We start from the raw sequence: 24,703 nt of genomic DNA, 5'->3' as shown, positions 1-24,703 counted from the left end.
GACTGCCAGCGAACGTAGCACGTCAACTCCCGCCCATCCAGGCAGAGTCGGCACAGTGGCCGCGGTCCGCGGGCGCCCCGCCCCACGGGTGTCCCCGGCTGACGACGGGGGCAGGGGCGGGGGTGTCGGACGCCGCCCCCGCCCGTCACGACCGCGAACGCGCCGGCTCACAGACGCGGGTCCACCGGTTCCGACTCCAGGGCCAGGACCCCGAACACCGCCTCGTGGACGCGCCACAGCGGTTCTCCTTCGGCGAGGCGGTCCAGGGCCTCCAGGCCGAGGGCGTACTCGCGCAGGGCGAGGGACCGCTTGTGGTTCAGGAAGCGGTGCCGGAGCCGGGCGAGGTTGTCCGGCCGGGTGTACTCGGGGCCGTAGATGATCCGCAGGTACTCACGGCCCCGGCACTTGATGCCGGGCTGCACCAGCCGGCCCTCCGGGTTGCGGACCAGCGCGCCGGCCGGCTTGACGACCATGCCCTCGCCGCCGCGGCCGGTCATCTCCAGCCACCAGTCCACGCCCGCGCGCACCGACTCCGGGTCGCCGGTGTCGACGTACAGCCGTCGGGTGGTCTGGAGCAGGCCGCTGCCGTCGTGCTCGACGAGCCGGTCGAGCAGGGCGAGCTGCTCGTCGTGCGGCAGAGCGGCGAGGCTGCGGCCCTGGACCGCCAGGATCTGGAAGGGTGCGAGGCGCACGCCGTCCAGGCCCTCGGTCGTCCAGCAGTAACGGCGGTAGGCGTCGGTGAACGCGGCCGCGTCGGCTGCGCGTTCCCGCTGGTGGGCCAGCAGGCCGGTCACCTCGACACCGCGTGCCGCGGCACCCTCCAGTGCGGCGAGCGCGCCAGGGAACACGGCCCCCGAGGCGGCGCCGACGGCCGCGTACTGGCTGCGCAGCAGCCCGGACGCCTTCAGCGACCACGGCAGCAGCTCGGCGTCCAGCAGCAGCCAGTCGGTGGCGAGTTCGTCCCACAGTCCGGCCTCGCCGACCGCCGTGCGGATGCGGCCGAGGATCTCCTCGGTCACCGCCTCGTCACCGAAGAAGGGACGCCCGGTGCGCGTGTACAGGGAGCCCGTCGGGCCGTCGACGCCGAACCGCCGCCGGGCCGCCTCCCCGTCCCGGCACACCAGGGCCGCGGCCCGGGAGCCCATGTGCTTCTCCTCGCACACGACCCGGGCCACCCCGTCCTGGGCGTAGCTCGCGAAGGCCTCCTCCGGGTGCTCCAGGTAGCCGTCGGCCTGCGAGGTCGCGGTGGGCGCCATGGTCGGCGGCAGGTACGGCAGCAGGCGCGGGTCGATCGCGAAGCGGCTCATGACCTCCAGGGCCGCCGCCGCGTTCTCCTCACGGACCGCCACCATCCCGGCGTGCCTGGTCTCCACGGCCCGGCGGCCGTGCACGTCGGCCAGGGCCAGCGGGCGTCCGTCGTGCCCGCCGGGTGCCTCGGAGCGCAGCGGCCTCGCCGGTTCGTACCAGACCCGCTCGGCCGGTACGTCGACCAGCTCGCGCTCCGGCCAGCGCAGTGCGGTCAGCTTGCCGCCGAAGACGGCGCCGGTGTCCAGGCAGATGGTGTTGTTGAGCCAGGTGGCCTCGGGGACGGGTGTGTGGCCGTAGACCACGGCGGCCCGGCCGCGGTAGTCCTCGGCCCACGGGTAGCGCACCGGCAGCCCGAACTCGTCCGTCTCGCCGGTCGTCTCGCCGTACAGGGCGTGCGAGCGGACCCGGCCGGAGGTGCGGCCGTGGTACTTCTCGGGCAGTCCGGCGTGGCAGACGACGAGCCGTCCGCCGTCGAGGACGTAGTGGCTGACCAGCCCGTCGAGGAAGGCGCGGACCTCGGCCTTGAACTCCTCGCTCTCGCCCTCCATCTGCGCGACGGTCTCGGCGAGCCCGTGGGTGTGCTGGACCTTGCGGCCCTTGAGGTGACGGCCGTACTTGTTCTCGTGGTTGCCCGGCACGCACAGCGCGTCGCCCGACTTCACCATCGACATCACCCGGCGCAGCACGCCCGGGGTGTCCGGTCCGCGGTCGACGAGGTCGCCGACGAACACGGCGGTACGGCCGTCGGGGTGCACGCCGTTCACGTACCCCAGCTTGGTGAGCAGCGCCTCCAGTTCGAAGGCGCAGCCGTGGATGTCGCCGACGATGTCGAAGGGGCCGGTGAGGTGGGTCAGGTCGTTGAAGCGCTTCTCGGTGACGACGGTGGCGTGCTCGGCCTCCTGCGGACCGCGCAGCACGTGCACCTTGCGGAAGCCCTCGCGCTCCAGGTGCCGCAGGGAGCGCCGCAGTTCGCGGATGTGCCGCTGGATGACCCGGCGGGGCATGTCGGCGCGGTCGGTGCGGGCCGCGTTGCGCTCGGCGCACACCTCCTCGGGCATGTCCAGCACGATGGCGATGGGCAGCACGTCGTACCGCCTGGCCAGCTCGACAAGCTGCTTGCGGGCGTCCGACTGCACGCTGGTGGCGTCGACGACCGTGCGCCGGCCGGCGGCCAGTCGCTTGCCCGCGATGTAGTGCAGGACGTCGAAGGCGTCGCGTGTCGCGCTCTGGTCGTTCTCGTCGTCCGAGACCAGGCCGCGGCAGAAGTCGGACGAGATCACCTCGGTCGGCTTGAAGTTCCGGCGGGCGAAGGTCGACTTGCCGGAGCCGGAGGCGCCGACGAGGACGACGAGGGAGAGGTCGGTGACGGGGAGGACCCGCCCCTGGTGCTGTGTGCCGGTCATGCCGCCGTCGCCTCCTTCTCGGTCTTCTCGGTCTTCTCGGTCCTCATGGTGAACACGGCCATCTGGGTGGGCGGTCCGACCTCCGGGTCGTCGAGCCCCACCGGTACGAACTCCACGGTGTACCCGTGCCGTTCGGCCACGGTCCGCGCCCAGGTGCGGAACTCCTCGCGGGTCCACTCGAACCGGTGGTCGCCGTGCCGGACGTGGCCGGCCGGGAGGGATTCCCAGCGGACGTTGAACTCGACGTTCGGGGTGGTGACGAGGACCGTGCGCGGGCGGGCGTGCCCGAACACGGCGTACTCCAGGGCGGGCAGCCTCGGCAGGTCGAGGTGCTCGACGACCTCGCTGAGCACGGCGGCGTCGTAGCCCTTGAGCCGGTTGTCGGTGTACGCGAGCGAGCCCTGGAAGAGCTGGACACGCGAGGCCTGCCGCTCCCCCATGCGGTCCAGCCTCAGCCGCCGGGAGGCGATGGTCAGGGCCCGCATCGACACGTCGACGCCGACGATCTCGGTGAACCGGACGTCCCTGAGCAGCGCCTGCACCAGCTGGCCCTGTCCACAGCCGAGGTCCAGGACCCGGGCCGCGCCGGCCGTGTGCAGTGCCGCGATGATCGCGTCCCGGCGCTGCACGGCGAGCGGGGTCGGCTTCTCCTCCGCCACGGTCTCCGCCTCGACGGCGTTGTCGATGTCCTCGACCTCGCTGTCGTCCGCCTCCGCGAGCCGCACCAGCTCCAGCCGCTCCATCGCCTCCCGGGTCAGCGACCAGCGGCGCGAGAGGTAGCGGCTGGTGATCAGCTTCTGTTCGGGGTGCTCGGGCAGCCAGCCCTCACCGGCGCGCAGCAGCTTGTCGACCTCGTCGGAGGCGACCCAGTAGTGCTTGGCGTCGTCGAGGACGGGGAGCAGCACGTAGAGGTGGCGCAGCGCCTCGGCGACGGTCAGCGTCCCGGACTCCAGGACGAGGCGCACGTACCGCGAGTCGCCCCACTCGGGGAACCGCGTGTCCAGCGGGACCGGTTCGGCGCCCACCTTCCAGCCCAGCGGCTCGAAGAGGTTCCGTACGAGGTCCGGGCCGCCGCGGGCGGGCAGTGCGGGCACCTCGACGCGCAGCGGCCGGGGCCGTCCCGGCAGTTCGGGTCTGGCGTGGCAGGTGCCCTTCAAGGCGCTGGAGAACACGCTGCTCAGCGCGACCGCGAGCAGCGAGGAGGCCGCGTAGGGACGGTCGTTGACGTACTGGGCGAGCGCCGCGTCGGGCGCGCCCCCGCGGCCCTTGCCCTTCCCCCGCCGGACCAGCGTCACGGGGTCGGTCTCCAGCAGCAGCGCGGCCGTGCAGTGCCGTTCGTCCGCCTCGGGGTAGAACACGTGGGCGGTGCCGTAGGAGGTGGAGAACTGCTGGACCTTGTCCGGGTGCTTGTGCAGCAGGAACCCGAGGTCGGTGGCCGGCTGGGCGGCGTCGCCGCGCATGGAGATCGTCAGGAACACATGACCGAGTCTCCCGGCCCCCGAACGCGTTGACCACCGGTTTTCGCGTGCGACCCACCGATTTCTTTCCGGGGTGCCGTGTCGGTCAGCGGCCGGTGTCCTCCTCCTTCTTCCACGGGCCGACGCCGAGTTTCCCCGTGGTGCCGAGGTCGAGCTCCGGGGTCACCAGCACCGGCCGGGCGCCCGGCTCGGCCCACACACGAACGTAGGGCGCGTTGACGGCGGTGCCGGCCTGGGTCGTGTTGCGCCAGGTGAGGACGGCGTGGGCGCGCTCGCCGGGGCGGAGGGCGAGTGGCCGGGGGGTGCCGTCGGCGCCGGTGCCGGTCGCGATGTCCTCGCCGCGGACGATGCGCACGCCGGTGACCGGTTCTCGGTCCGCGTCGAGGATCTGGAGCCTGGGGCGGCCGTCGAGGCGGTGGGTACCGGTGCCGCAGTTCTCCAGGTGGAGGCCCACCACGCGCAGCCCCATGGCGGCGTCCCCCTGGTCGGTGTACAGGCGCACTCCGGAGGCGGGGCACGGTCCGTCTCCGTTCGCGGGGGCCTCCGCGGCGGGGACACCCCTGACCTTCATGATCGACACGCCGGCCACGGCCGGGGGGTTGCCGGGCATGGCCCCGAGTTCGGCGGTGCTCCGCACCGTCCGCCCCGGCCGGACGCCGGCGACGGTCTGCTCAGCGGTCCCGACGGCGCCTCCGGAGGCGGACAGGAAGCCGAGGGTGACCGTGTAGGTCATGGCCGAGGGGTCGTGGTTGGTGACGGTGAAGTCGGCGGAGAAGCGGGCGGGAGTGCAGGCCCGGCGGTCGCCGGAGCGGTCGCCGTCGCGGGAGCGTTCGTCGTCGCCGGTCCGGCGGTCGTGGCCTGAGCCGTCGGTGAGGGCGGTGAGGGCGGTGATGCGCACGCCGTCCCTGGCGGCCGCGGTGCCGGTCGGGAGCGGAAGCGACCTCCGGGACGTCTCAGAAGCCGGCGAGGCCGGGGTGGTGCGGGGCGGGCGGGAGGCGGTGCTCGCGGAGGGGCCGTCCGTCGGGGTGGCGCCGTACCGGAATGCGCCGGACGGGCAGAGCGGGTCGGCGGTGACGGACCGCGGGCCGCCGCCGGTGCGGGTTCCACCGGCGGCGGGGCCGGCCTGCTTCGAGCCGCAGCCGGTGAGGAGGAGAACCGCCGTCACGGCGACGGCGGCCGCGGCTCCCCGGGCGGGCACCGCCCCGCTCACGCCTGCTTGCCGATGATGGTGCGGGCGTTGCCGACGGCCCGCTCGTCCGCCGCGCGCATGTCGTCCAGGTCCTTCTTGTGCCGACGGATGACGGTCTTCTGCGCGCCGGACTCGATGGCGTGCACGGTGGCGATGTAGTCGGTGTCGAGCTTGCACCGGGCGTCGGCGGCCGCGGTCTTCTTCTCCTTGCCCGACGGCCCTCCGCCGCGGAACCAGGCCGAGTCGAGCGAGGCCTTGTCCGGGTCGGGGTAGTGGAAGCCCTCCTTCTTCATGCACGCCGACCAGTCGCGGTCGGCCTTCTTCCAGTCAGGGTCCTTCCGCGCCTTCTTGTGGGACTCGTACCAGAGTTCGAGGGCGAGCGAGTAGTAGCCGCTGAGCTTCACACCGTTGACCTTCGTCGCCTTCGGCGGGGCGCCGTAGATCTTGCGGGTGGCCTGCCCCAGGCAGCCGCCCTCGGGGATGGTGTGCCCATGGGCGGAGCGGCTGTCGCCGGAGCCGAAGGAGCCGGTCAGCGCGACGTACTGGTCGGCCGGCCACTCCATCGGCTGGGACGAGTCGTCCGCTTGCCGGTTGTGGTAGCCGTGCTCGGCGGCCAGCTCGGGATCGTCGACCCCGTAGGGGCTGTCGTCACCGGCCCGGTCGCCGCCCGCGAGCGTTCCCTGGCGGACCGGGTACGTCGACTCCACGGTCCTGGTCTGGAGTGTCCTGAAGCCGGAGAAGTCGAGCCGGACCATGCACTGCTTCGCGAGGATCCACTGCGCCTTGCCGATGGACTTCCCGCCGTCCGACGCGGGGTCCGGGATGTAGGCGTGCAGCGGGAACGACTGCATGGCGTTGAGGCGGTGGGCCTCGCCCGCAGAGTCGTCCTGGCCGGCCAACTGACAGGCCGACAGGGCCAGCAGGCCGGTGAGGGTGAGAGGGAGCACTTTGCGCACCTGATCATCCGACCAGGCCCGGACCGGCTGCGCTGTGATGGAGCCCACAGTTCCGGCACAACGTGAACACAGGTGCGACACATGGGCCGGTTCAGGCACGGGAGTTCGCGGGAGAGCCGTGCTGTCGGGGTGCGCCGCCCACCGGGCGACGGGTCAGGTGAAGTCGGCGTGCGCGAAGTGGGTGTCGCAGACACGGCATCGGAAGAGGTAGGCGGTCGGCCCGCCGTCCTTGTCGAGGGCGCCGACGAACCCCTCGGTGGCTTCCGGCCCCCGGCCCCACTCGGCGCACTGGCGGCGCAGGTGGTCGAGTGCCTGCGGGTGGGACCGCAGTTCCTCCGCGCCGACCGCGCCGAGGAACACCCCGCCGTCGCCGCAGTGCGCAGGCCAGTCCCCGTCCTGCCAGGTGGCGAAGTTCGGGGTGCGTTCGCGGATCCGCCGGGCCACGTCGTCGGGCATCCGGCGCGCCTCGACCTCGTTGAAGAACGCGCCGTACCGCTCGGCGGCGGTGCCGAACGCGACGCAGTACGGGCAGACGCGGCCGTCGGGTACGTCCGCGCCGTACACCGGCCCGGTGCAGATCCAGCCCTGGTCGTAGCCGCAGCACACGCAGGTCTCGGCCGCGGCGGTCACCGAGCCGGTGGCGACCGGATCCGGGTGGTAGGGGAACGGCGGCAGTGCGGGCCTCGGGCGTGGCTCCGGCAGGGGCCTGACGACCTGTTGGATCGTCGCGCCGGTCAGGACGGAGGACGGGGCGACGACGGCGGTCCCACGGAGATCCTCCGGCAGGTGCGCCCGGTCCTCCTCGCAGGTCACGATCGCCGCACCCGGGTTCCCGAGCAGCAGCACGGCGGCACGGGTACGGCGGGCCACCTCGGCGATCGGGTCCAGCACGCCGGGGCCCGGCCGGTCGAACGTCACCCCGTGGTCCAGGTGCACATCGGCCTCACTGCCGTCGGCCGCCCGCACCCATTCGACGGACTCCCCGTCCGGCACGTCGTAGGGCGCGTACGGCTCCAGCACCTCCCGCACCACCGAGGCGTCGACGGGGACGACCTCCCCCTCGCGGAACTTGTAGACGCGGATCGCGAATCCCATGGGGACCACTGCACCACGAGGCACTGACAACCGGGGCTCGCCGGCCCTGGACCAGAGGGCGGAGCCGGGCGGGGAAGGCGGGGAGCGGGTTCGTCACGGCGCCCCGTGCGAACCCGCCCGCCGGCTACGACAGCTGCGACTGGACCTCGGCGGAGATCAGTTCCAGGTGGTCGAGGTCGTGCAGGTCCAGGATCTGGAGGTAGATCCGCCGGGAGCCGATCTCGGCGTACCGGCCGATCCGGTCGACGACCTCGGCCGGGGAACCGGCCAGCCCGTTGGCCTTCAGCTCGTCGACCTCGCGGCCGATCGCGGCGGCGCGCCGGGCGACCTCCTGGTCGTCCTTGCCGACACAGACCACGAGCGCGTTGGAGTACGTCAGGTCGTCCGCGGCACGGCCCGCCTCCTGCGCGGCGGAGCGGACCCGGCCGAACTGCCGCTCGCTGTCCTCGACGGAGGCGAAGGGGATGTTGAACTCGTCGGCGTACCGGGCGGCGAGCCGCGGGGTACGGGTCGCGCCGTGACCGCCGATGAGCACCGGCACCTTCCGCTGGGCCGGCTTGGGCAGCGCGGGCGAGTCGGTGAGGTCGTAGTACGTGCCGTGGAAGTCGAAGGTCTTGCCGACCTCCGTGGCCCACAGCCCGGTGACGATCGCCAGCTGCTCCTCCAGCCGCGCGAACTTCTCCTTGGGGAAGGGGATGCCGTACGCCTTGTGCTCCTCCTCGAACCAGCCCGCGCCGAGGCCCAGCTCCACCCGGCCGCCGGACATCCGGTCGACCTGGGCGACCTGGATGGCGAGCACGCCGGGCAGGCGGAAGGTGCCGGCCGTCATCAGGGTGCCGAGGCGGATCCGCTTGGTCTCGCGGGCCAGGCCGGCCAGCGTGATCCAGGCGTCCGTGGGGCCGGGCAGACCGTCCGCGCCGCCCATGCGCAGATAGTGGTCGGAGCGGAAGAAGGCGTCGAAACCGAGGTCCTCGGTGGCCTTGGCGACGGTGAGCAAGGTGTCGTACGTGGCGCCCTGCTGGGGCTCGGTGAAGATTCGAAGGTCCATACATCCATCCTGCACGCCGCTCCCCGTCGACATCGCCGGCACCGTCCGGCACGGCCGTTCACGGTCGGGTGAAAACCGGCCACCTCGCGGGGGGACTCCTGGAGCGGACGGAGGAGCTGACGGCCACGCTGAACGCGGACCTGTCGGCACCGGCGCAGCCGCATGCCGGTCAGGGCATTCCCGGGGCGGGCGAGCCGGACCGACCGCCGCGTCCGGGGCCGTCGCCCGGGCGCCTCACACCGTCTTCAGCGGCCGGGCCCGCCGACCGCCGCGATCGCCTCGTCTCACAGCGCGCCGGAAGGGCTGCTCTCGCTTCCGTTCCCCGGGAGCATCTCCTCCCGGGCCGCCAGCTTGCGCAGCATCTCCAGGACGCGGTCGCGGGACTCGTCGGCCGCGTCGATGGCCTCCATGCACTGCCAGTACGTCGTCTCGTCGGCCGCCGCGCTCGCCATGCCGACCAGGGCCATACCGACCTCGCCGAGCAGGCTGCCGAGGCAGAGAAGGGTCTCGCGGGCGTCGTCCAGTGCCGTGAGCTGGGCGGCGCGCAGATCCTTCGGGTCGAGTTCGGGCGGATCCAGGACTCCGCAGCCCCGGCCCGCCAGCTCCGTCAGCCCCAGCGCCTCGCCGCGCAGCTCGGGCGGGCCGGACACCGCGAGGCGGCTGCCGATCGCCTGGGCCAGCGCCTGCGCCTGCCACACCTCGGCCAGCATCTCGGCCGCGTCGGCGCCGCCCAGGAGGGCACGCCTGCTCGTGAGGATGAGCCGTACCGCTTCCATCCGTTGCCCCCGTCCGTCCGCGTGCGCGCTCGCACGTGTGCGTGAACTCCCCTGTTCACTACCCAGCGTGAGGGCCTCTGAGGCGAAAAGCCAGAGGAAGGCCGAAATCTGTGGACAACAATTCGGATTCGACAGGCATTTCGGCTACGCAGGGTGATAACGGAGTTTCAGCGTCCGCCCGTCGGCCGAGCGGTCTCGGGGACACCTTCAGGTGCGCTCGTCCGGGCCGGGGGCGTTCTGGCCGGAGGCGTCCGGCCGGGGGGCGTCCTGGCCCGGTACCGGGAACCGGTGTTCGTTACGGTCGATCTTGGCGTCCAGGGCGGTCAGCGGGTCGATGCCGAGGACCTCGCAGAACTGGAGCAGGTAGGCGAGCACGTCGGCGACCTCGTCCGTGACCCGGGGGGCGCGCTCGGGGTCGTCCATCACGCGGGCGGACTCCTCGGGGGTCAGCCACTGGAAGATCTCGACCAGTTCGGAGGCTTCCACCGACAGGGCGGAGACGAGGTTCTTCGGCGTGTGGTAGCGCTGCCATTTCCGCGCGGCGGCGAACTCGGCGAGCCGGCGCTGCAGTCGGGCGAGGTCGAGGGGTTCGGTCACGGCTCCAGGTGTACCACTGCGACACCGCCGGTCCGGACCCCCCCGGTCGGCCCAGGCCGCCGTTGAAGGGCGCCGCGCCGGGACCGCACGACACTCGTGCTTCCCGGTCGCGTGCCGGTTGAACTCACCCCGCCCGTCCGGGCCCTCGGCACCGGCGGGCCCGGACGAGCCCCCGCCGCCGGGGCGAGGTTCAGGGGAGTTCGGTCAGGGCTCCAGGTGTACGACCGTGACGCCCTCGACGCCCGCGGTCCAGGAGGTGTCGTTCACCGCGGCGACGCAGCGGATGTGCCCGCGCTCGCCCATCCGGGCCGCCGTCGCGAGCAGTTGGCGGCGCTGGACCGGGTCGAGGGCGCGGTCGAAACCGTCGGCGAGGACGGTGAGGCTGCGCAGGGCGTCGGGGACCTCGCCGGGGGCGTCCACGTCGAGGACGCCGGGCCCGGTCAGCAGGACCAGGGTCAGCGCGAGGTAGCGCAGTTCGCCGTCGCCGAGCCGGGCGAGTTCGGTGCGGAAGCCGTCGCCGCGGTCGAGCAGCGCCCGTACCGTGCCGTCGCTCAGCGGCTGGGCGAGCAGGTCGGTCACCGGACCGGCGCAGCCCGCCCGCACCGCCTCGACCAGCAGACCGTGCCGGCGCGAGCACTCCGCGCGGGTGCGCCACAGGACGTCGGCCAGGTTGTCGCAGCCGGCCAGCAGCCTGCCGGAACCCGTGGGGACGGGGGTCCGCATGCGGTCCGGACGCGGGTCGCAGGAGAAGACGGAGCGCAGGGCGACGACCATCTGCTCGGCCGCGGCGAGGACCCGGCGCTGCCCGTCGGTCTTGCCGGCCACCCGCAGCGGCAGCAGGGCGGTGCCGAGGCGGTCGTCGGGGAACGGGGCACGGGTCACGGGGGCGGAGCCCGCGGTGTGCCAGGCCGCCTGCACGGTCCGGCGCGCCGGATCGCGCAGGGCGGTCTCCAGCAGGACGATGCCGTCCGCGGTCAGCCGCTCGCCCACGACACGCGGCTCCGGTTCGGCCTGTACGGCGAGGTCCAGCCGGACCGGTCCCTCGGCGCCGTCGGCGGTGCACCCGATGCGGAACCCGCGCCGTCCGCCGGCGTCGGGGCGCGCCCGTTCCGGCACGCAGGCGGCCGGGTCGGGGAACGCCTCCCGGAGTGTGGCGCCGCCGCCGAGCCGGGCGAGCGCCTCGAGGGCGGCGAACGCCGTCGTCTTGCCCGCGCCGCTGGGTCCCGCGAACAGGGTGACGGGGCCCAGCGGGAACCCGGCCCGCCGGTGCCCGGCGAAGGCCGACAGCCGCAACTCGGTGATGCGGGCACGCACGTCGGGGGGTCTGCGGGACTGCGCGGGGACGGGCGCAGCGGATTCGTCGGCCGCCGGAGGCCCGGCGTACACGGAAGGCACGGCCATGAGCGGACCGTAGGCCTCCGCTCCGGCGGCGAACCGTTTGGCCCTCCGCACCTTCCTACGATCGAGGGACGGGCCGGGGCCGCAACGGGACACCGGTATGACGAACACCGGCCGAGAGCCACGGTGAACGGCCACGACGGGGATCGGACCCGACAGCCCTCGCGGCCGGCGGCCGGGAACGAATGCGGCCGAAGGCCAGGTGCCGGGTACGCGGCCCGAAGCCGGCCGCCGGGAACGGCCACAGCCCGAGGCCGGATGCCGGGTACGCGGCCGGAGGCCGGCCGCCGGGAACAGCGCGGCTGGGGACCAGTCAGCGGAGGCAGCCGCAGCCCGAGATCGCCCCCGGGAACGACCTCGTCCGCAGGCCGGATACCGGGTGCAGCCGCGGCCTGAGGCCGGACACCCGACGCATCCGCGACCGAGGGCCGGCCGGCAGGATCCGCCGCACCGGCCGGAGGCCCGCCGCCGGGAACGACCGCGGCCGAAGGCCGGTGGCTCAGCCCCCGGAGACCCCCGCCCCCTCCATCAGCCCGCTGACCTCCGTGCCGGGTGGGGTGAGGAGGAACACGTTGCGGTCGACGCGGTGCATCCCGCTGCCGAGGCCGAACACCACGCCCGTGCTGAAGTCGAGGACGCGCTTGGCGACATCGCCCTCCGCGCCGGACAGGTCGAGCAGCACGGGCACCCCGGCCATCAGCGTCTCGGCGACCTCCCGCGCGTCGCCGAAGACGTTGACACGCAGCACCACGAAACGGCGCCGGGTCTCGGTCTCGGAGTCGGGCAGCGAGCGGTGGTCGACCGCGGACGGCCAGGCGTCCCGGCCCCGCAGCGGCACGACCTGGGCGAGCCCTTCCCACTGTTCATCGGTGACGTCGTAACGGCTCACCGGCTCCCCCCGACCTGACTCGCACTCATTGACTGCACCGGTCAATTCTTACTCCAAGTCACCCGTTCGGCCCAACAATGACACGGTGCGCGACCGACATGGAGGCACCGACCCGGGAGCGACGCGGGTCACTTGTACGCTTACGCCCGCTTCTTACCGCCCTCCTACCGGACTCTTCACGTGCCGCGACACTCCGCTCACCGGCCGCCACTAGCGTCCGGCTCCGTGCACTTGGCAGAAACACAGCAGGTGACACCCGGCCGGCGGACACTGTCGGCGGTGTCCGCCGCCCCGGGGGACCTCACGGAGGACACCCGGGGACCGGCGCAATGGCATCGCGTGCTGACGCTGCTCGCCGACATGAGCCTGTTCATCGGCACGCGCTCGGTGTGGACCCAGGCGGCCACGAACCGGCCGGTCCTCGCGGGCGTCATCTCCGTCTGCTACGCCGCGATCCTGGTGACCGGCGTACTCGCGCTGACGGTCCGCCGGGCACGCTCGCTCGCCCGTCTGGACCTGCTGGTGCTGGCGACCGCGGTCACCCTCGCCCTGTGCGCCTGGGCACTGAACCACGCCGGTGGCGACGAGGCGGTCCTCACCACCCAGGCGGCGCGCGAACTCGTCGCCGGACACGCCGTGTACGGGCAGCCGTGGCCGTGGCTGTTCCACATGAAGGGCGTCGCCCTGACGGCGACCATGGACGGCGGGTACGACTTCACCTACGGCTATCCCCCGCTCGCCCCGCTGCTCACCACGCCGTTCCTGTGGCTGGGCCACGGCGGCGCCCCGGCGACGGCGGCGGCCACGGCCGTACTCCTCGTGGGCACGGTCGGGCTGTGGCGGCTGCTGCCGGTGCCGTGGCGCCCCGCGGCCACGATGGTGTGCCTGGGCTTCGGTTTCCTGCCGATGTACGCCCGGCAGGGGTACCCGGCGATCGTCGGCATGATGCTGCTGGTGCCGGTGGTGGTGCGCTGGCCGCGGCTCGGCGCCCGGGGCCGGCTGGGCGCCGCGGGGGTCGCGCGGGCCGCGTGCCTCGGCGCCGCGTGCGCCGCACAGCAACTCCCTTGGTTCGTCGCGCCGTTCCTGCTGGCCGGGTGGTACGCGGTGCGCCGCGGCGAGCTGGGCGCGCGGGCCGCCGTACGCGTGGTGCTGCGGATCACCGGGATCGCGGCCCTGACCTGGCTGCTGCTCGACACGTACTTCGTGGTGAGCGAGCCCGGCCCCTGGCTCCGGGGCATCTTCCTGCCGCTGACGCAGGGTGCGGTGCTGCACGGCCAGGGCCTGGTGGACGTCTCGCTGTACTTCACCCAGGGCAGCGACCGGCTGGACTGGTACGGCAGGGCCAGCGTGCTGCTGGTGGCGGCGCTGCTGGCGGTGTTCGTGCTGTTCGTCCGGCGGCTCGGCCCGGCCGCGACGGTGCTGCCCTGGTGCGCCTTCTACCTGGCGACCCGCTCGCAGGACGGCTACTACCTGATGATGACGCCATTGTGGCTCGCGGCTGCGGTCACCGTGCCGCTGCCGGAGTTCTCGCGCGCGTGGCAGCCGCGGCCCCGGTGGGCGACCGGCCCGCGCCGCCGGGCCGCCCTGGCCGCGGCCGCCGCGCTGCTGGTGGCGCCCGCGCTGGTGAGCGCCGCCCTGGCGGCGTCGGGGCGGCCGCCGCTGCGGATGGACGTCGCGGCGGTGCGGCGCGGCCCGGCGCGGTCGCTGTCCGCGCTGACCCTGAGGGTCGCCAACACCGGTGATGTCGCGCTGACCCCGCACTACATGCTCACCACCGGCCAGGGCATGAGCCGTTACTGGTCGCTCGTGCGCGGCCCTGCGTCGATTCCCGCGCACGGCACGGCGACGGTGGAACTGTGGGCGCCCGGGGGCCGGTTCGCGGTGCCCGCCAAGCCGAGCACCCGGCTGCGGCTGCGCGCCTTCACGGGGACCCCGCAGACGCTCTCCACGCGGGACGTACGGCGGGCCGAGCTGGGCGTCGGGGGCTGAGCCCGGGCGGTCGCCCCTCGCGTGAACGACCGAGCGGTCGGCCCCCGACCGCGTGAAGGACCGAGCGGAGTCAGGCCCGCGCGCGTGGATGCCCGTCCCGTCAGCCCCCCGCGCGCGTGAAGCGGAGGCTCGCCGTCACCGTGGTCAGGCCGCGCACCATGCCGAGCAGGTTCCAGCCCATGCCGAACCGGGCGCGGTCCACGTCGAACTCGGTCTCCAGGGTGAGCGCGTCGGCGTCGGCCGGGAGCAGGCGCGCGGTGAGGGTCTGCGGCTCGGTGACGCCGCGTACGGTCAGGCTGCCGGTGACACGGACGCCGTCCGCGTCGAGGCGGTCGGCGGCCCGCACGGCGAAGGTGATCTCCGGGTGGTTGCCGGCGTCGAAGAAGTCCGCCGAGCGCAGGTGGGTGTCCCGCCTGGTGTTCCCGGTGTCCAGGGAGGCGGCGCCCAGGGTCACGGTGCCGTCGGCCGAGCCGTCCGGCCGCACCTCGCCCCTGCCGCCGATCTCCGCGAACGCGCCCTTCACGGTGACGAGACCCCACATCGTCCGGTGGCGCAGCGCCACCGTGGAGGCGGTGGGGTCCAGCCGCCACGGACCGGTCTCGACGGTGACGGTCATGGTGTGCTCCTCAGCAGTGGTCCAATTTTGGATGACTTCACGCTAGCCCCTGATCCAAAATTGAACAACCTGGTCGTCCAAAAGTGGACCACAGGTAGACTCAAGCCATGTCCTCCGCCGACACCCACCCCACCGACCAGCCCGGATGCCCGTCCGCCGGCGGTGGCGACGGGCTGCTCCCGGACGAGTTGCGCGCCTGGATGGTCCTGCTCGCCGCGACCGGCGCCGTGGAGCAGCGCCTGCGGACGGTCGTGAAGGAGACCCTCGACGTCTCCCACGACGAGTTCCTGATCCTGTGCCTGCTCGCCGGACAGCCCCGCGACGGACTGCGCATGACCCAGGTGGCCGATCTCCTCGGCCGCCCCAAGACACGGCTCACCTACCAGATCGCCTGCCTCCAGCACGCGGGCCTCGTCAGCCGCACGTCCGTGTGCGGCGACAAGCGCGGCGTGCAGGTCGCCCTCACCGAGAAGGCGCGCGACCGGCTGCGCGAGACGTCGTCGCTGCTGGCCGGCACCGTGCGGCAGGCCCTCTCCGACTCCGTCGGCCCCGACCAGCGCGCGGCCATGTGCGCGCTCGTACCCGACCTGGAGCAGGGGGCGGACCGGCCCGCGAGCCGGCCGTGACGGCCCGGGGAGGCGCAGGTCACAACCGCAAGGGGAGAAAGCTCACAGCCCCCGCGCTGCACTCGGTTGAGCGGCCTGCCCTAGCATCCGAGCATGACGGTCCTGCCTGACGACGGGCTCCCACTGGCCGCCGAGTTCCCTGACGCGACACACGAGCAGTGGCAACGCCTGGTCGAGGGTGTGCTGCGCAAGTCGGGCAAGGAAGTCTCGGGCGCGGCAGCTGAGGACGCCCTGTCCACGACGCTGGAGGACGGGCTGCGCACCCGGCCCCTCTACACCGCGCGCGACGCCGCGCCCGACCCCGGCCTGCCGGGCTTCGCCCCCTTCGTACGGGGCGGCCGCGCCGAGGGCGGTGTCACGGGCGGCTGGGACGTGCGTCAGCGGCACGCCGTGCTCACCGACCGCTCGGCGAGCGCCGTGCTGGCCGATCTGGAGAACGGCGTCTCCTCGCTGTGGCTGGTGCTGGGCGAGGGCGGTATCCCGGTCCCGGAGCTGGGCCGCGCGCTCGACGGTGTCTATCTCGACCTGGCGCCCGTCGCGCTGGACGCGGGCCGTGACACCGCGGCCGCCGCCGCGGCGCTGCTGCGGCTGTACGAGGAGCAGGGCGTCGACCCCAAGGCCGTCCGCGGCACCCTGGGCGCCGACCCGCTCGGCCACGAGGCACGGACCGGCGAGGCCCTGGAGTTCGCACCGTTCGCCGCCCTGGCCGCACGCTGCGCCGAGACGTACCCGGGGCTGCGCGCGCTGACCGTGGACGCGCTGCCGTACCACGAGGCGGGCGGCTCGGCCGCGCAGGAGCTGGGCGCCTCGCTCGCCACCGCTGTCGCCTACCTGCGGGAGCTGACGGAGGCCGGACTCGGCGTCGAACAGGCCGCTGCCCAGCTGGAGTTCCGCTACGCGGCCACCGCAGACCAGTTCCTGACCATCGCCAAGCTGCGCGCGGCGCGCCGGCTGTGGGCGCGTGTCGCCGAGGTGTCCGGGGCACCGGGCGCCGGCGCGCAGGTGCAGCACGCGGTGACCTCGCCGGTGATGATGTCCCGCCGCGACCCGTGGGTGAACATGCTGCGCACGACGGTGGCGACGCTGGCCGCCGGGGTCGGCGGCGCGGACTCGGTGACCGTGCTGCCGTTCGACCACGCGCTGGGCCTGCCCGACGCCTTCGCCCGCCGCATCGCCCGCAACACCTCCACCATCCTGATCGAGGAGTCCCACCTGGCCCGGGTCGTCGACCCGGCGGGCGGCTCCTATTACGTCGAGCGGCTGACGGACGAACTCGCGGGCGCCGCCTGGGAGTTCTTCCGGTCGATCGAGCGCGACGCGGGACAGGCCGCCGTACTGCGCTCCGGCCGGCTGCGTACGGACCTGGCGACGACATGGGCGGAGCGGTCCAAGAAGCTCGCCAAGCGGCGCGAACCCATCACCGGTGTCAGCGAGTTCCCGTTCCTCGCCGAGAAGCCGGTGGAGCGCGCGCCCGCGCCCGAGCAGCCGTCCGGCGGTCTGCCGCGGGTCCGCCGGGACGAGGCGTACGAGGAGCTGCGCGCCCGCTCGGACGCGCACCTCGCGGCGACCGGCGCCCGCCCGCGCGTCTTCCTCGCCGCGCTGGGCTCGGCCGCCGAGTACACCGCGCGCTCGACCTTCGCGGCCAACCTCTTCCAGGCGGGCGGCATCGAGCCGGTCACCGAGGGCCGCTTCGAGGACAGCGGCGCCACCGAGGCCGTGCTCTGCTCCAGCGACGCGCTCTACGCCGAACAGGCCGAGCAGACCGCACGGTCCCTGCGCGCGGCGGGTGCCCGGCACGTGTTCCTCGCGGGCCGCCCGGCCGAGTACACGGGCGTCGACTCGTACGTCTTCGCGGGCTGCGACGCCATCGACGTCCTGTCCGCGACCCTGGACCGCATGGGAGTGTCCTGATGGGAATCCCCGACTTCTCCGGCATCGAGCTGGGGACCCCGGTCGCCGACGGCAGTGCCGAGGAGTGGCGTGCCGCCGTCAAGCGGGCGACCGGCGGTGAGGAACCGCTGTGGGAGACCCCGGAGGGCATCGGGGTCAAGCCGCTGTACACCGGGCGCGACCTGGAGGGCCTGGACTTCCTCGACACGTTCCCCGGCATGGCGCCGTACCTGCGCGGACCGTACCCGACGATGTACGTCAACCAGCCCTGGACGATCCGCCAGTACGCGGGCTTCTCCACCGCCGAGGAGTCCAACGCCTTCTACCGGCGCAACCTGGCGGCGGGCCAGAAGGGCCTGTCCGTCGCCTTCGACCTGCCCACGCACCGGGGTTACGACAGCGACCACCCGCGCGTCACCGGCGACGTCGGCATGGCGGGCGTGGCGATCGACTCGATCTACGACATGCGGCAGCTGTTCGACGGCATCCCGTTGGACAGGATGACCGTGTCGATGACGATGAACGGCGCCGTGCTGCCGGTGCTGGCGCTGTACATCGTGGCGGCGGAGGAGCAGGGCGTACCGCCCGAGAAGCTGGCCGGAACCATTCAGAACGACATTCTGAAGGAGTTCATGGTCCGCAACACCTACATCTATCCGCCGAAGCCGTCGATGCGGATCATCTCCGACATCTTCGCGTACACCTCGCAGCGGATGCCCCGCTACAACTCCATCTCCATCTCGGGCTACCACATCCAGGAGGCCGGGGCCACGGCCGACCTGGAGCTGGCGTACACCCTCGCGGACGGCGTCGAGTACCTCCGCGCCGGACGCGAGGCCGGTCTGGACGTGGACGCGTTCGCGCCCCGGCTGTCGTTCTTCTGGGCGATCGGCATGAACTTCTTCATGGAGGTCGCCAAGCTGCGCGCGGCGCGGCTGCTGTGGGCCAAGCTGGTCTCGCAGTTCGAGCCGAAGAACAGCAAGTCCCTCTCTCTGCGCACCCATTCGCAGACCTCGGGCTGGTCGCTGACCGCCCAGGACGTGTTCAACAACGTCACGCGCACCTGTGTGGAGGCGATGGCCGCGACCCAGGGCCACACCCAGTCGCTGCACACCAACGCGCTCGACGAGGCCCTGGCCCTGCCCACGGACTTCTCCGCGCGCATCGCCCGCAACACCCAGCTGCTCATCCAGCAGGAGTCGGGCACCACCCGGGTCATCGACCCCTGGGGCGGCAGCGCCTACGTGGAGCGGCTGACGTACGACCTCGCGCGCAAGGCCTGGGCGCACATCCAGGAGGTCGAGGGGGCGGGCGGCATGGCGCAGGCCATCGACGCCGGCATCCCCAAGCTGCGCGTGGAGGAGGCGGCGGCCCGCACCCAGGCCCGCATCGACTCCGGGCGTCAGCCGGTGATCGGCGTCAACAAGTACCGCGTGGACAGCGACGAGCAGATCGAGGTCCTCAAGGTCGACAACTCCTCGGTGCGGGCCCAGCAGATCGAGAAGCTGCGGCGGCTGCGTGCGGAGCGGGACGAGCAGGCCTGCCGGGACGCGCTGGACGCGCTGACCCGGGCCGCCGACGGCGAGGGCAATCTGCTGGAGCTGGCCGTCCACGCGGCCCGCGCCAAGGCGACCGTGGGCGAGATCTCCGACGCCCTGGAGAAGGTGTACGGCCGTCACCAGAGCCAGATTCGTACGATCTCCGGCGTGTACCGCAGCGAAACAGGGGAGTCCCCGTCCGTGGACCGCACCCGTGCCCTGGTCGACGCCTTCGACGAGGCCGAGGGGCGCCGGCCGCGCATCCTGGTCGCCAAGATGGGCCAGGACGGCCACGACCGCGGCCAGAAGGTGATCGCCACCGGCTTCGCCGACCTCGGCTTCGACGTGGACGTCGGCCCGCTGTTCCAGACCCCGGAGGAGGTCGCCCGGCAGGCCGTCGAGGCGGACGTCCACGTGGTGGGCGTGTCCTCGCTGGCCGCCGGTCACCTCACCCTGGTCCCGGCGCTGCGCGAGGCGCTCGCCGAGGAGGGCCGGGAGGACATCATGATCGTGGTCGGTGGGGTGATCCCGCCGCAGGACGTGCCGACCCTGCTGGAGATGGGTGCCACGGCCGTGTTCCCGCCCGGGACGGTGATCCCGGACGCGGCGTACGACCTGGTGAAGCGGCTGTCGGCCGACCTCGGCCACGATCTGTAGAGCCCGATGGCAGCGATCGAGCTCGACACGTACGTGAAGGGTGTGCTCGACGGGAAGCGGGCCCTGGTGGCCCGCGCCATCACCCTCGTCGAGTCCACCCGGCCCGCGCACCGGGCGCTGGCGCAGCGGCTCCTCACCGAGCTGCTGCCGCACAGCGGCCGGGCGCGGCGGATCGGCGTGAGCGGCGTCCCGGGTGTCGGCAAATCGACTTTCATCGACGCGTTCGGCACCATGCTGACCTCGCTGGGCCACCGGGTCGCGGTGCTCGCCGTGGATCCGTCGTCCACCCGCACCGGCGGTTCCATCCTGGGCGACAAGACCCGGATGGAACGGCTCGCGGTGGACCCGGACGCCTTCGTGCGGCCCTCCCCCAGCGCGGGCACGCTGGGCGGGGTCGCGAAGGCCACCCGGGAGTCGATGGTGGTCATGGAGGCGGCCGGCTACGACGTGATCCTCGTGGAGACCGTCGGCGTCGGGCAGTCCGAGACCGCGGTCGCCGACATGGTCGACTCCTTCCTGCTGCTGACGCTCGCGCGCACCGGCGACCAGCTCCAGGGCATCAAGAAGGGCGTCCTGGAACTGGCCGACGTGATCACCGTCAACAAGGCCGACGGCCCGCACGAGCGCGACGCCCGCGCGGCCGCACGGGAGCTGGCGGGCGCGCTGCGCCTGATGCACGGCAAGGACGCCTTCTGGGCTCCGCCGGTGCTGCACTGCAGCGCGCGGGAGTCGGCCGGCCTCGACACCGTCTGGGAGCGCCTCGAACAGCACCGCACCCTGCTGGACTCCACCGGGCGGCTCGCCGCCAAACGGCGGGAGCAGCAGGTCGGCTGGACCTGGTCGATGGTCCGCGACGAGGTGCTGGGCCGGCTGCACGCCGACCCGGCGGTGCGCGAGGCGGCGCCGGAGCTGGAACGGCAGGTCAGGGAGGGCCGGTTGACCGCCACCCTGGCGGCGGAACGCATTCTGGAGGCGTTCGAGGGGCGTACGGCTCCCCCGGCGGACGCCTGATCCCGGAGCGCCCGGTCCGAGGGGGCCGGTCCGAGGGGGCCGCTCAGCCCGGGGCGCCGTGCTCGCAGACCCGGCGGGCCACCTCCCGGAGCTTGACGTTGTTCTCCTGGGAGTAGCGGCGCAGCACGTCGAAGGCCTGGTCCTCGGTGAGGTCGTGGGAGCCCATGAGGATGCCCATGGCCTCACCGATGAGGTGCCGGGTCTCGACGGCCTGCTCCAGCTGGGCGTGCGTGCGGGCACTGGAGAAGGCCACGGCGGCGTGCGAGGCGAGCAGCCAGCCGGCCGTCTCTCCGGCCTCGTCGAACACCCCCGGGCTGCGGGAGTACAGGTTCAGGGCGCCCAGGTCCTCGTCCTCGGTGAAGAGCAGGAAGCCCATCATGCTGCGCACGCCCAGTTCGCGGGCCTGGGAGACGTAGGCGGGCCAGCGGGGGTGCTCCTCGCGGAAGTCCTCGATGCGGAAGACCCGCTCCGGGTTCTCCCGGCTCGCCACGTCGTAGCAGGGGCCTTCCCGCAGGTCCGTCTGGATCCGGTCGCTGTCGACGACGAGCTGCTCGGTCGGGGCGAGGGTCTTCGCGCCCTTGCTGTGCAGAATGAGGATGCCGGACGCGTCACAGCCGGGGACGAGTTCGACGGCGGAAGCGGTGATCCGGTCCAGGGTCCGGGTCACCGAATCCTGCGCCAGCAGGTCACGCGCCATGGTCGCCATCTGCTCGGCGAACCCGCGCCAGTCGACCTGGTCCGTTCCGTCGTTCCGCATGAGGTACCTCCTCGCGTTCGTCACCCGTCGGACCACCTGCCCACTTCCCACGATCGCATCCCGGAAGGGCATCGGGGGGCGTCCGCGCCGGTGGTGGCCGGAGGCCCTGTTCCGTGGGGGCCGCGGGACGCCTCGCCGGCGCGTGCCGGGCGGGCGTGGGGGACCTCGTCGCGTCCCGCGCCGCTCCGTGTGCCGGTGCCTCCTCGGGCGGGCGTGGGGCACTCGTCGGCGGACGAGACGGTGGACGGACCGACTGCTCGGGGCCCGCTCGACGGTCGTGGCCATGGTCGGCGGCACCACGACACCCACGGCCACGGATGGCCACCACGACGGGTGCCCCACGCGGCACGTGCGGAACCTTCGGGCATGGAGGTCGCCCCAGGGAGCCGAGTCAGGGGCCGGATCGGTGCCGGATCGGGTGGCGGTACGGGGTGAGGGCCGCCGGTGCGGCGGGGGCCGGTGCGGGCGGAGAGCGCCGGTGCGGGCGGACAACGCCGGTGCGGCTCGGCCGCCTGCGCGACTCGGGGCCTGCGCGGGCTCCGGTGCCGATGCGGGCCGGGGGCCGTGCGGCTCGGCTGTCCACGCGGCCCCCGGCCTGCGCGGCTCGCTGCCTCTGCGGAACGGGGCTAGGCGGGCTCCGGTGCCCGTGCGGCTCAGGGACCGGTGCGGGCGGGGACGATATGGCTCGCGTGCCTCCGCGGCTCGCGGCCTGCGCACGTTCCGGTGCCCGTCCGGCTCAGCGACTGGCGCGGCTCGCGTGTTTCCGCTGCTCAGAACCGGCGCGGCCCAGGGACCGGCGCGGGCCCGACCCCCCCGTGCCGCGCAGCCCCGCGCGAGGTCACGGACCGACGCGGCGACCGTCTCGGGATGCCGTGCCGGCCAGGCGGGGTGGGGTGAAGGTGTAGAGGTCGAGGATGTCCGGCATGGGGGCGGCGCCCGGGCCGCCCGCGTGCACCCAGCCGATGACGTCCTCGATCGCGTCGGGATCGTTGACGAGGCCCAGCCACACCGGCCGCGCACCGGCGGCCCGCCCCGCGGCGGAGGGCTGTACGACGACGACGTTGGCCTGTTCGCACACGTCGAGGCAGGCCGAGATGCGCAGGGGCACCTCCGCTTCCAGGCGCGCGGTCTGCCCCGCGTGATCGACGCCGGCCACCTTGGCGGTGCCGCAGCAACAGTCCCGGCAGACGACGACACGGCAGGGCGCCGGGCCGGCGCCCCGCACCGCCACACCGCCGGGTACCTCTTCGGCCGGCCTCTCGGGCACGCTCCCCCACCCCTCCCACCGGTTTCCCCGGAACGCGGTCGCTTCCTCCTTGATCATATGGCTCACCGGCACACCAGATCGTCAACAATCTCGTCAACAACCCATGCCCCGGCCCGGAGCGCCGGACTAGGTTCCTGCCGTGCCGCAACAGTGGACCAACCCGCCCCGCCCACCCGGCGGATGACGTAGGCGCACCCCGAACACCCCGACACCCCGGCACCCCGGCACCCCGGGCCGTACCCCTGGGCACCATCTGCGACCGACCGGTCCGGCCGGACAGCCGCCGCGTCCGGCGCGGCGCACCGCCCGAGCGTCCCCGCCCCGGCGGCACTCCCCCACCCACGACCGAACGGAGCTCGCGCATGCCCGTGTTCTTCCGATGGCGCCGCTGGAAGGGCGCCGCCGTCCTGGCCGTCCTCACCGTCCTCACCGGCGCGCTGACGGCCTTCGGCGGCACCGCCGCCGGCGGCACCCGAGCCGACCGGACCCCGACGGGCGCCGTCCCGGCCGGCAGTACGTCCGCCGGTATCGCCACGGCGATGTCCTGCTCCGACGTCACCACGCTCGACCTGGCCGCGGCCGTACCCGGCGCGCCCTTCCAGATCACGTCGGCCACCGAGCTGTCGGCCGGCGACAACAAGCTCGGCCCATGGGCGGCCTGCGACGTCCGGGGCGTGATCGCCCCGCAGATCCACTTCGAGCTGCGGCTGCCGCGGAACGGCTGGCAGGGCGCCTACCTCCAGTTGGGCTGCGGCGGCCTGTGCGGCAGCGTGAGCACGGACAGCGCGGCGGCGTCGGCCGGCTGTGTCCCGCTGACCGACGGCGCCTTCGCGGTCGCCTCCAGCGACGAGGGCCACTCGCAGGGCGGCGGCCTGTTCGGCACCGACCCAGCCCTGCGCGCCGACTTCGGCTACAAGTCGGACCACCAACTGGTGCGGGTGGCCAAGGCCGTCGTCAGGAGCTACTACGGCAGGGCCGCCGCACACTCCTACTTCGACGGCTGCTCCCAGGGCGGCCACCAGGGCCTGACCGAGGCCCAGCGCTACCCGGACGACTTCGACGGCATCGTCTCCGGCGCACCGGCCAACAACTTCACCGCGCTGAACACCTCCTCGCACGCCTGGACCGCCCGGTCGGTCTTCCTCCGGGGCGGGCCCGCCACCCTCACCACCGCCGACCTGGAGCCGCTGCACCGGGCCGTGCTCAAGGGCTGCGGAGCCACCGGCGGGATCATCACCGACCCGCTGAGCTGCACATGGGACCCGGCGTCCATCAAGTGCGAGGCGGGACGGACCGCCAGGACCGACGCCTACTGCCTGACCGCCGACCAGGTCACCACCCTGCGCCGGATCTACGCGGGCCCCACCGACGAGCACGGCGAACTGCTGTACCCGGGCTACCAGCTGCGCGGTTCCGAGCTGAACTGGGCCGGCGTCATCGTGCCGGCCACGGCCACCGGCACCACCGGTGACATCAACTTCGTCAAGGACACCGTCCGCTACCTGGTCTTCGACGAGCCGCGCCCGGAACTGACGTACAAGGACGTCAAGTTCACCTCCGCCTACTTCGAGAAGATCATGCGGCCGAACGAGGGCGTGTACGACGCCACCGACCCCGACCTGACGGCGTTCAAGGCGTCGGGCGGCGGCCGTCGGCACCATGGCCTACTACAAGGCGGTGACGAAGGCGATGGGCGGCACGGCGGCGACGGAGGACTTCGCGCGTCTCTTCCTGTTGCCGGGCGTCGCCCACTGCGGCGGCGGCCAGGGCCCGAGCACGTTCGACGCGCTGACCGCCCTGGTCGACTGGGTGACCGAGGGCAAGGCCCCGGCGAGCCTGCCGACCCGGTCGGTGGCCGCCGACGGCACCACCACCGACGCCCGCCCGGTCTACCCCTTCCCCTACGTCGCTCGGCACACCCACGCCGGCTACACCCCGGTGCTGTCGCGCGCGGAATCCACCCTGACCCTGAACTGGCTGGGCTCCTTCCGCTCCGGCTACGAGACGGTGGGCGAGCGGGTCCACGGGAGGTGGGTGGTGACCAGAATCAGGGCGTAAGTGCCCCCACCCTCATGGGTGTTGTGTGGCCGGTCGACATGTGGAGATCCTGTGATCTTTGTCTCCGGCATCTCCGTTGGTAAGGAGGGAGTAAGTAAGTAGCCTGTCGATGCTCAAGATTCTTATGAAAAATTAAAGAAAGCGGGGGGATCGTGCG

Annotated in this window: 19 protein-coding genes and 1 pseudogene; 7 read left to right on the top strand and 13 right to left on the bottom strand. The window is 73.2% G+C overall.

Translation table 11 applies throughout. The annotated features are described in order from the left end of the window. Positions 1-167: 167 nt before the first annotated feature. From ACF08B_RS13230 to ACF08B_RS13185, 10 genes are all read right to left on the bottom strand, one after another. Positions 168-2,711 (bottom strand): polynucleotide kinase-phosphatase, encoded by a 2,544-nt coding sequence (locus ACF08B_RS13230; RefSeq protein WP_392317417.1) that lies wholly within the window; start codon positions 2,709-2,711, stop codon positions 168-170. Beyond that, positions 2,708-4,189 (bottom strand): 3' terminal RNA ribose 2'-O-methyltransferase Hen1, encoded by a 1,482-nt coding sequence (locus tag ACF08B_RS13225; protein ID WP_392317416.1) that lies wholly within the window; start codon positions 4,187-4,189, stop codon positions 2,708-2,710. The genes ACF08B_RS13230 and ACF08B_RS13225 overlap by 4 nt, the downstream gene beginning before the upstream one ends. A gap of 85 nt (positions 4,190-4,274) precedes the next feature. After that, positions 4,275-5,399 carry a DUF4232 domain-containing protein gene (locus tag ACF08B_RS13220; protein WP_392317415.1) on the bottom strand — a complete coding sequence of 375 codons (1,125 nt, stop codon included), beginning with the start codon at positions 5,397-5,399 and terminating at the stop codon, positions 4,275-4,277. Then, positions 5,396-6,325, bottom strand: coding sequence for a hypothetical protein (locus ACF08B_RS13215; protein WP_392317414.1), 930 nt, complete (start codon positions 6,323-6,325; stop codon positions 5,396-5,398). The genes ACF08B_RS13220 and ACF08B_RS13215 overlap by 4 nt, the downstream gene beginning before the upstream one ends. Positions 6,326-6,487: 162 nt before the next feature. Continuing rightward, positions 6,488-7,429 carry a CbrC family protein gene (locus tag ACF08B_RS13210; protein WP_392317413.1) on the bottom strand — a complete coding sequence of 314 codons (942 nt, stop codon included), beginning with the start codon at positions 7,427-7,429 and terminating at the stop codon, positions 6,488-6,490. A 124-nt stretch (positions 7,430-7,553) separates the two neighbouring features. After that, complete coding sequence (locus tag ACF08B_RS13205; RefSeq protein WP_392317412.1) at positions 7,554-8,477, bottom strand: LLM class F420-dependent oxidoreductase; 924 nt, start codon at positions 8,475-8,477, stop codon at positions 7,554-7,556. Positions 8,478-8,761: 284 nt separating this feature from the next. Further along, a complete protein-coding gene (locus ACF08B_RS13200) occupies positions 8,762-9,253 on the bottom strand; it encodes a DUF6099 family protein (RefSeq protein ID WP_392317411.1) in 492 nt (163 codons plus the stop codon). Between the two features lie 207 nt (positions 9,254-9,460). Then, complete coding sequence (locus ACF08B_RS13195; RefSeq protein ID WP_392317410.1) at positions 9,461-9,850, bottom strand: nucleotide pyrophosphohydrolase; 390 nt, start codon at positions 9,848-9,850, stop codon at positions 9,461-9,463. Between the two features lie 204 nt (positions 9,851-10,054). Beyond that, on the bottom strand, positions 10,055-11,251 hold the full coding sequence (locus ACF08B_RS13190; RefSeq protein WP_392317409.1) for an AAA family ATPase: 1,197 nt from the start codon (positions 11,249-11,251) through the stop codon (positions 10,055-10,057). 496 nt (positions 11,252-11,747) lie between these two features. Further along, positions 11,748-12,137 carry a cell division protein SepF gene (locus ACF08B_RS13185; RefSeq protein ID WP_093473984.1) on the bottom strand — a complete coding sequence of 130 codons (390 nt, stop codon included), beginning with the start codon at positions 12,135-12,137 and terminating at the stop codon, positions 11,748-11,750. 360 nt (positions 12,138-12,497) lie between these two features. On the opposite strand from ACF08B_RS13185, the gene ACF08B_RS13180 reads away from it, so the two are divergent. Next, positions 12,498-14,126: a hypothetical protein gene (locus ACF08B_RS13180; RefSeq protein ID WP_392317720.1), complete on the top strand. Its 1,629-nt coding sequence runs from the start codon at positions 12,498-12,500 to the stop codon at positions 14,124-14,126. A 100-nt stretch (positions 14,127-14,226) separates the two neighbouring features. Here the strand turns inward: ACF08B_RS13180 and ACF08B_RS13175 are convergent, their stop codons facing one another. Further along, a complete protein-coding gene (locus ACF08B_RS13175) occupies positions 14,227-14,742 on the bottom strand; it encodes a YceI family protein (protein WP_392317408.1) in 516 nt (171 codons plus the stop codon). Positions 14,743-14,849: 107 nt separating this feature from the next. Here ACF08B_RS13175 and ACF08B_RS13170 point away from each other — a divergent pair, with 107 nt between their 5' ends. From ACF08B_RS13170 to meaB, 4 genes are all read left to right on the top strand, one after another. Then, a complete protein-coding gene (locus ACF08B_RS13170) occupies positions 14,850-15,368 on the top strand; it encodes a MarR family winged helix-turn-helix transcriptional regulator (protein ID WP_392317407.1) in 519 nt (172 codons plus the stop codon). Between the two features lie 93 nt (positions 15,369-15,461). Beyond that, positions 15,462-17,279 (top strand): methylmalonyl-CoA mutase family protein, encoded by a 1,818-nt coding sequence (locus ACF08B_RS13165; RefSeq protein ID WP_392317406.1) that lies wholly within the window; start codon positions 15,462-15,464, stop codon positions 17,277-17,279. Then, positions 17,279-19,453 carry a methylmalonyl-CoA mutase gene (gene scpA, locus ACF08B_RS13160; RefSeq protein WP_392317405.1) on the top strand — a complete coding sequence of 725 codons (2,175 nt, stop codon included), beginning with the start codon at positions 17,279-17,281 and terminating at the stop codon, positions 19,451-19,453. The genes ACF08B_RS13165 and scpA overlap by 1 nt, the downstream gene beginning before the upstream one ends. Positions 19,454-19,459: 6 nt before the next feature. Then, entirely contained in the window at positions 19,460-20,464 is a 1,005-nt protein-coding gene (meaB, locus tag ACF08B_RS13155; protein WP_392317404.1) for a methylmalonyl Co-A mutase-associated GTPase MeaB, read from the top strand. A gap of 43 nt (positions 20,465-20,507) precedes the next feature. Here the strand turns inward: meaB and ACF08B_RS13150 are convergent, their stop codons facing one another. Both ACF08B_RS13150 and ACF08B_RS13145 read right to left on the bottom strand, forming a co-directional pair. Then, positions 20,508-21,221 (bottom strand): ANTAR domain-containing protein, encoded by a 714-nt coding sequence (locus ACF08B_RS13150; protein WP_392317403.1) that lies wholly within the window; start codon positions 21,219-21,221, stop codon positions 20,508-20,510. 838 nt (positions 21,222-22,059) lie between these two features. Beyond that, on the bottom strand, positions 22,060-22,488 hold the full coding sequence (locus ACF08B_RS13145) for a (2Fe-2S) ferredoxin domain-containing protein (protein WP_392317402.1): 429 nt from the start codon (positions 22,486-22,488) through the stop codon (positions 22,060-22,062). A gap of 362 nt (positions 22,489-22,850) precedes the next feature. Here ACF08B_RS13145 and ACF08B_RS13140 point away from each other — a divergent pair. Together ACF08B_RS13140 and ACF08B_RS13135 are read left to right on the top strand one after the other, a co-directional pair. Next, a pseudogene (locus tag ACF08B_RS13140) lies at positions 22,851-24,074 on the top strand (tannase/feruloyl esterase family alpha/beta hydrolase); the annotation flags it as partial. Between the two features lie 73 nt (positions 24,075-24,147). Further along, on the top strand, positions 24,148-24,546 hold the full coding sequence (locus ACF08B_RS13135; RefSeq protein WP_392317719.1) for a tannase/feruloyl esterase family alpha/beta hydrolase: 399 nt from the start codon (positions 24,148-24,150) through the stop codon (positions 24,544-24,546). The last annotated feature ends 157 nt before the right edge of the window (positions 24,547-24,703 follow it).

It is taken from the genome of Streptomyces sp. NPDC015139 (assembly GCF_043079785.1).
Classification (GTDB): Bacteria; Actinomycetota; Actinomycetes; order Streptomycetales; family Streptomycetaceae; genus Streptomyces; species Streptomyces albidocamelliae.
This window is presented reverse-complemented; position numbering and strand designations above follow the sequence as displayed.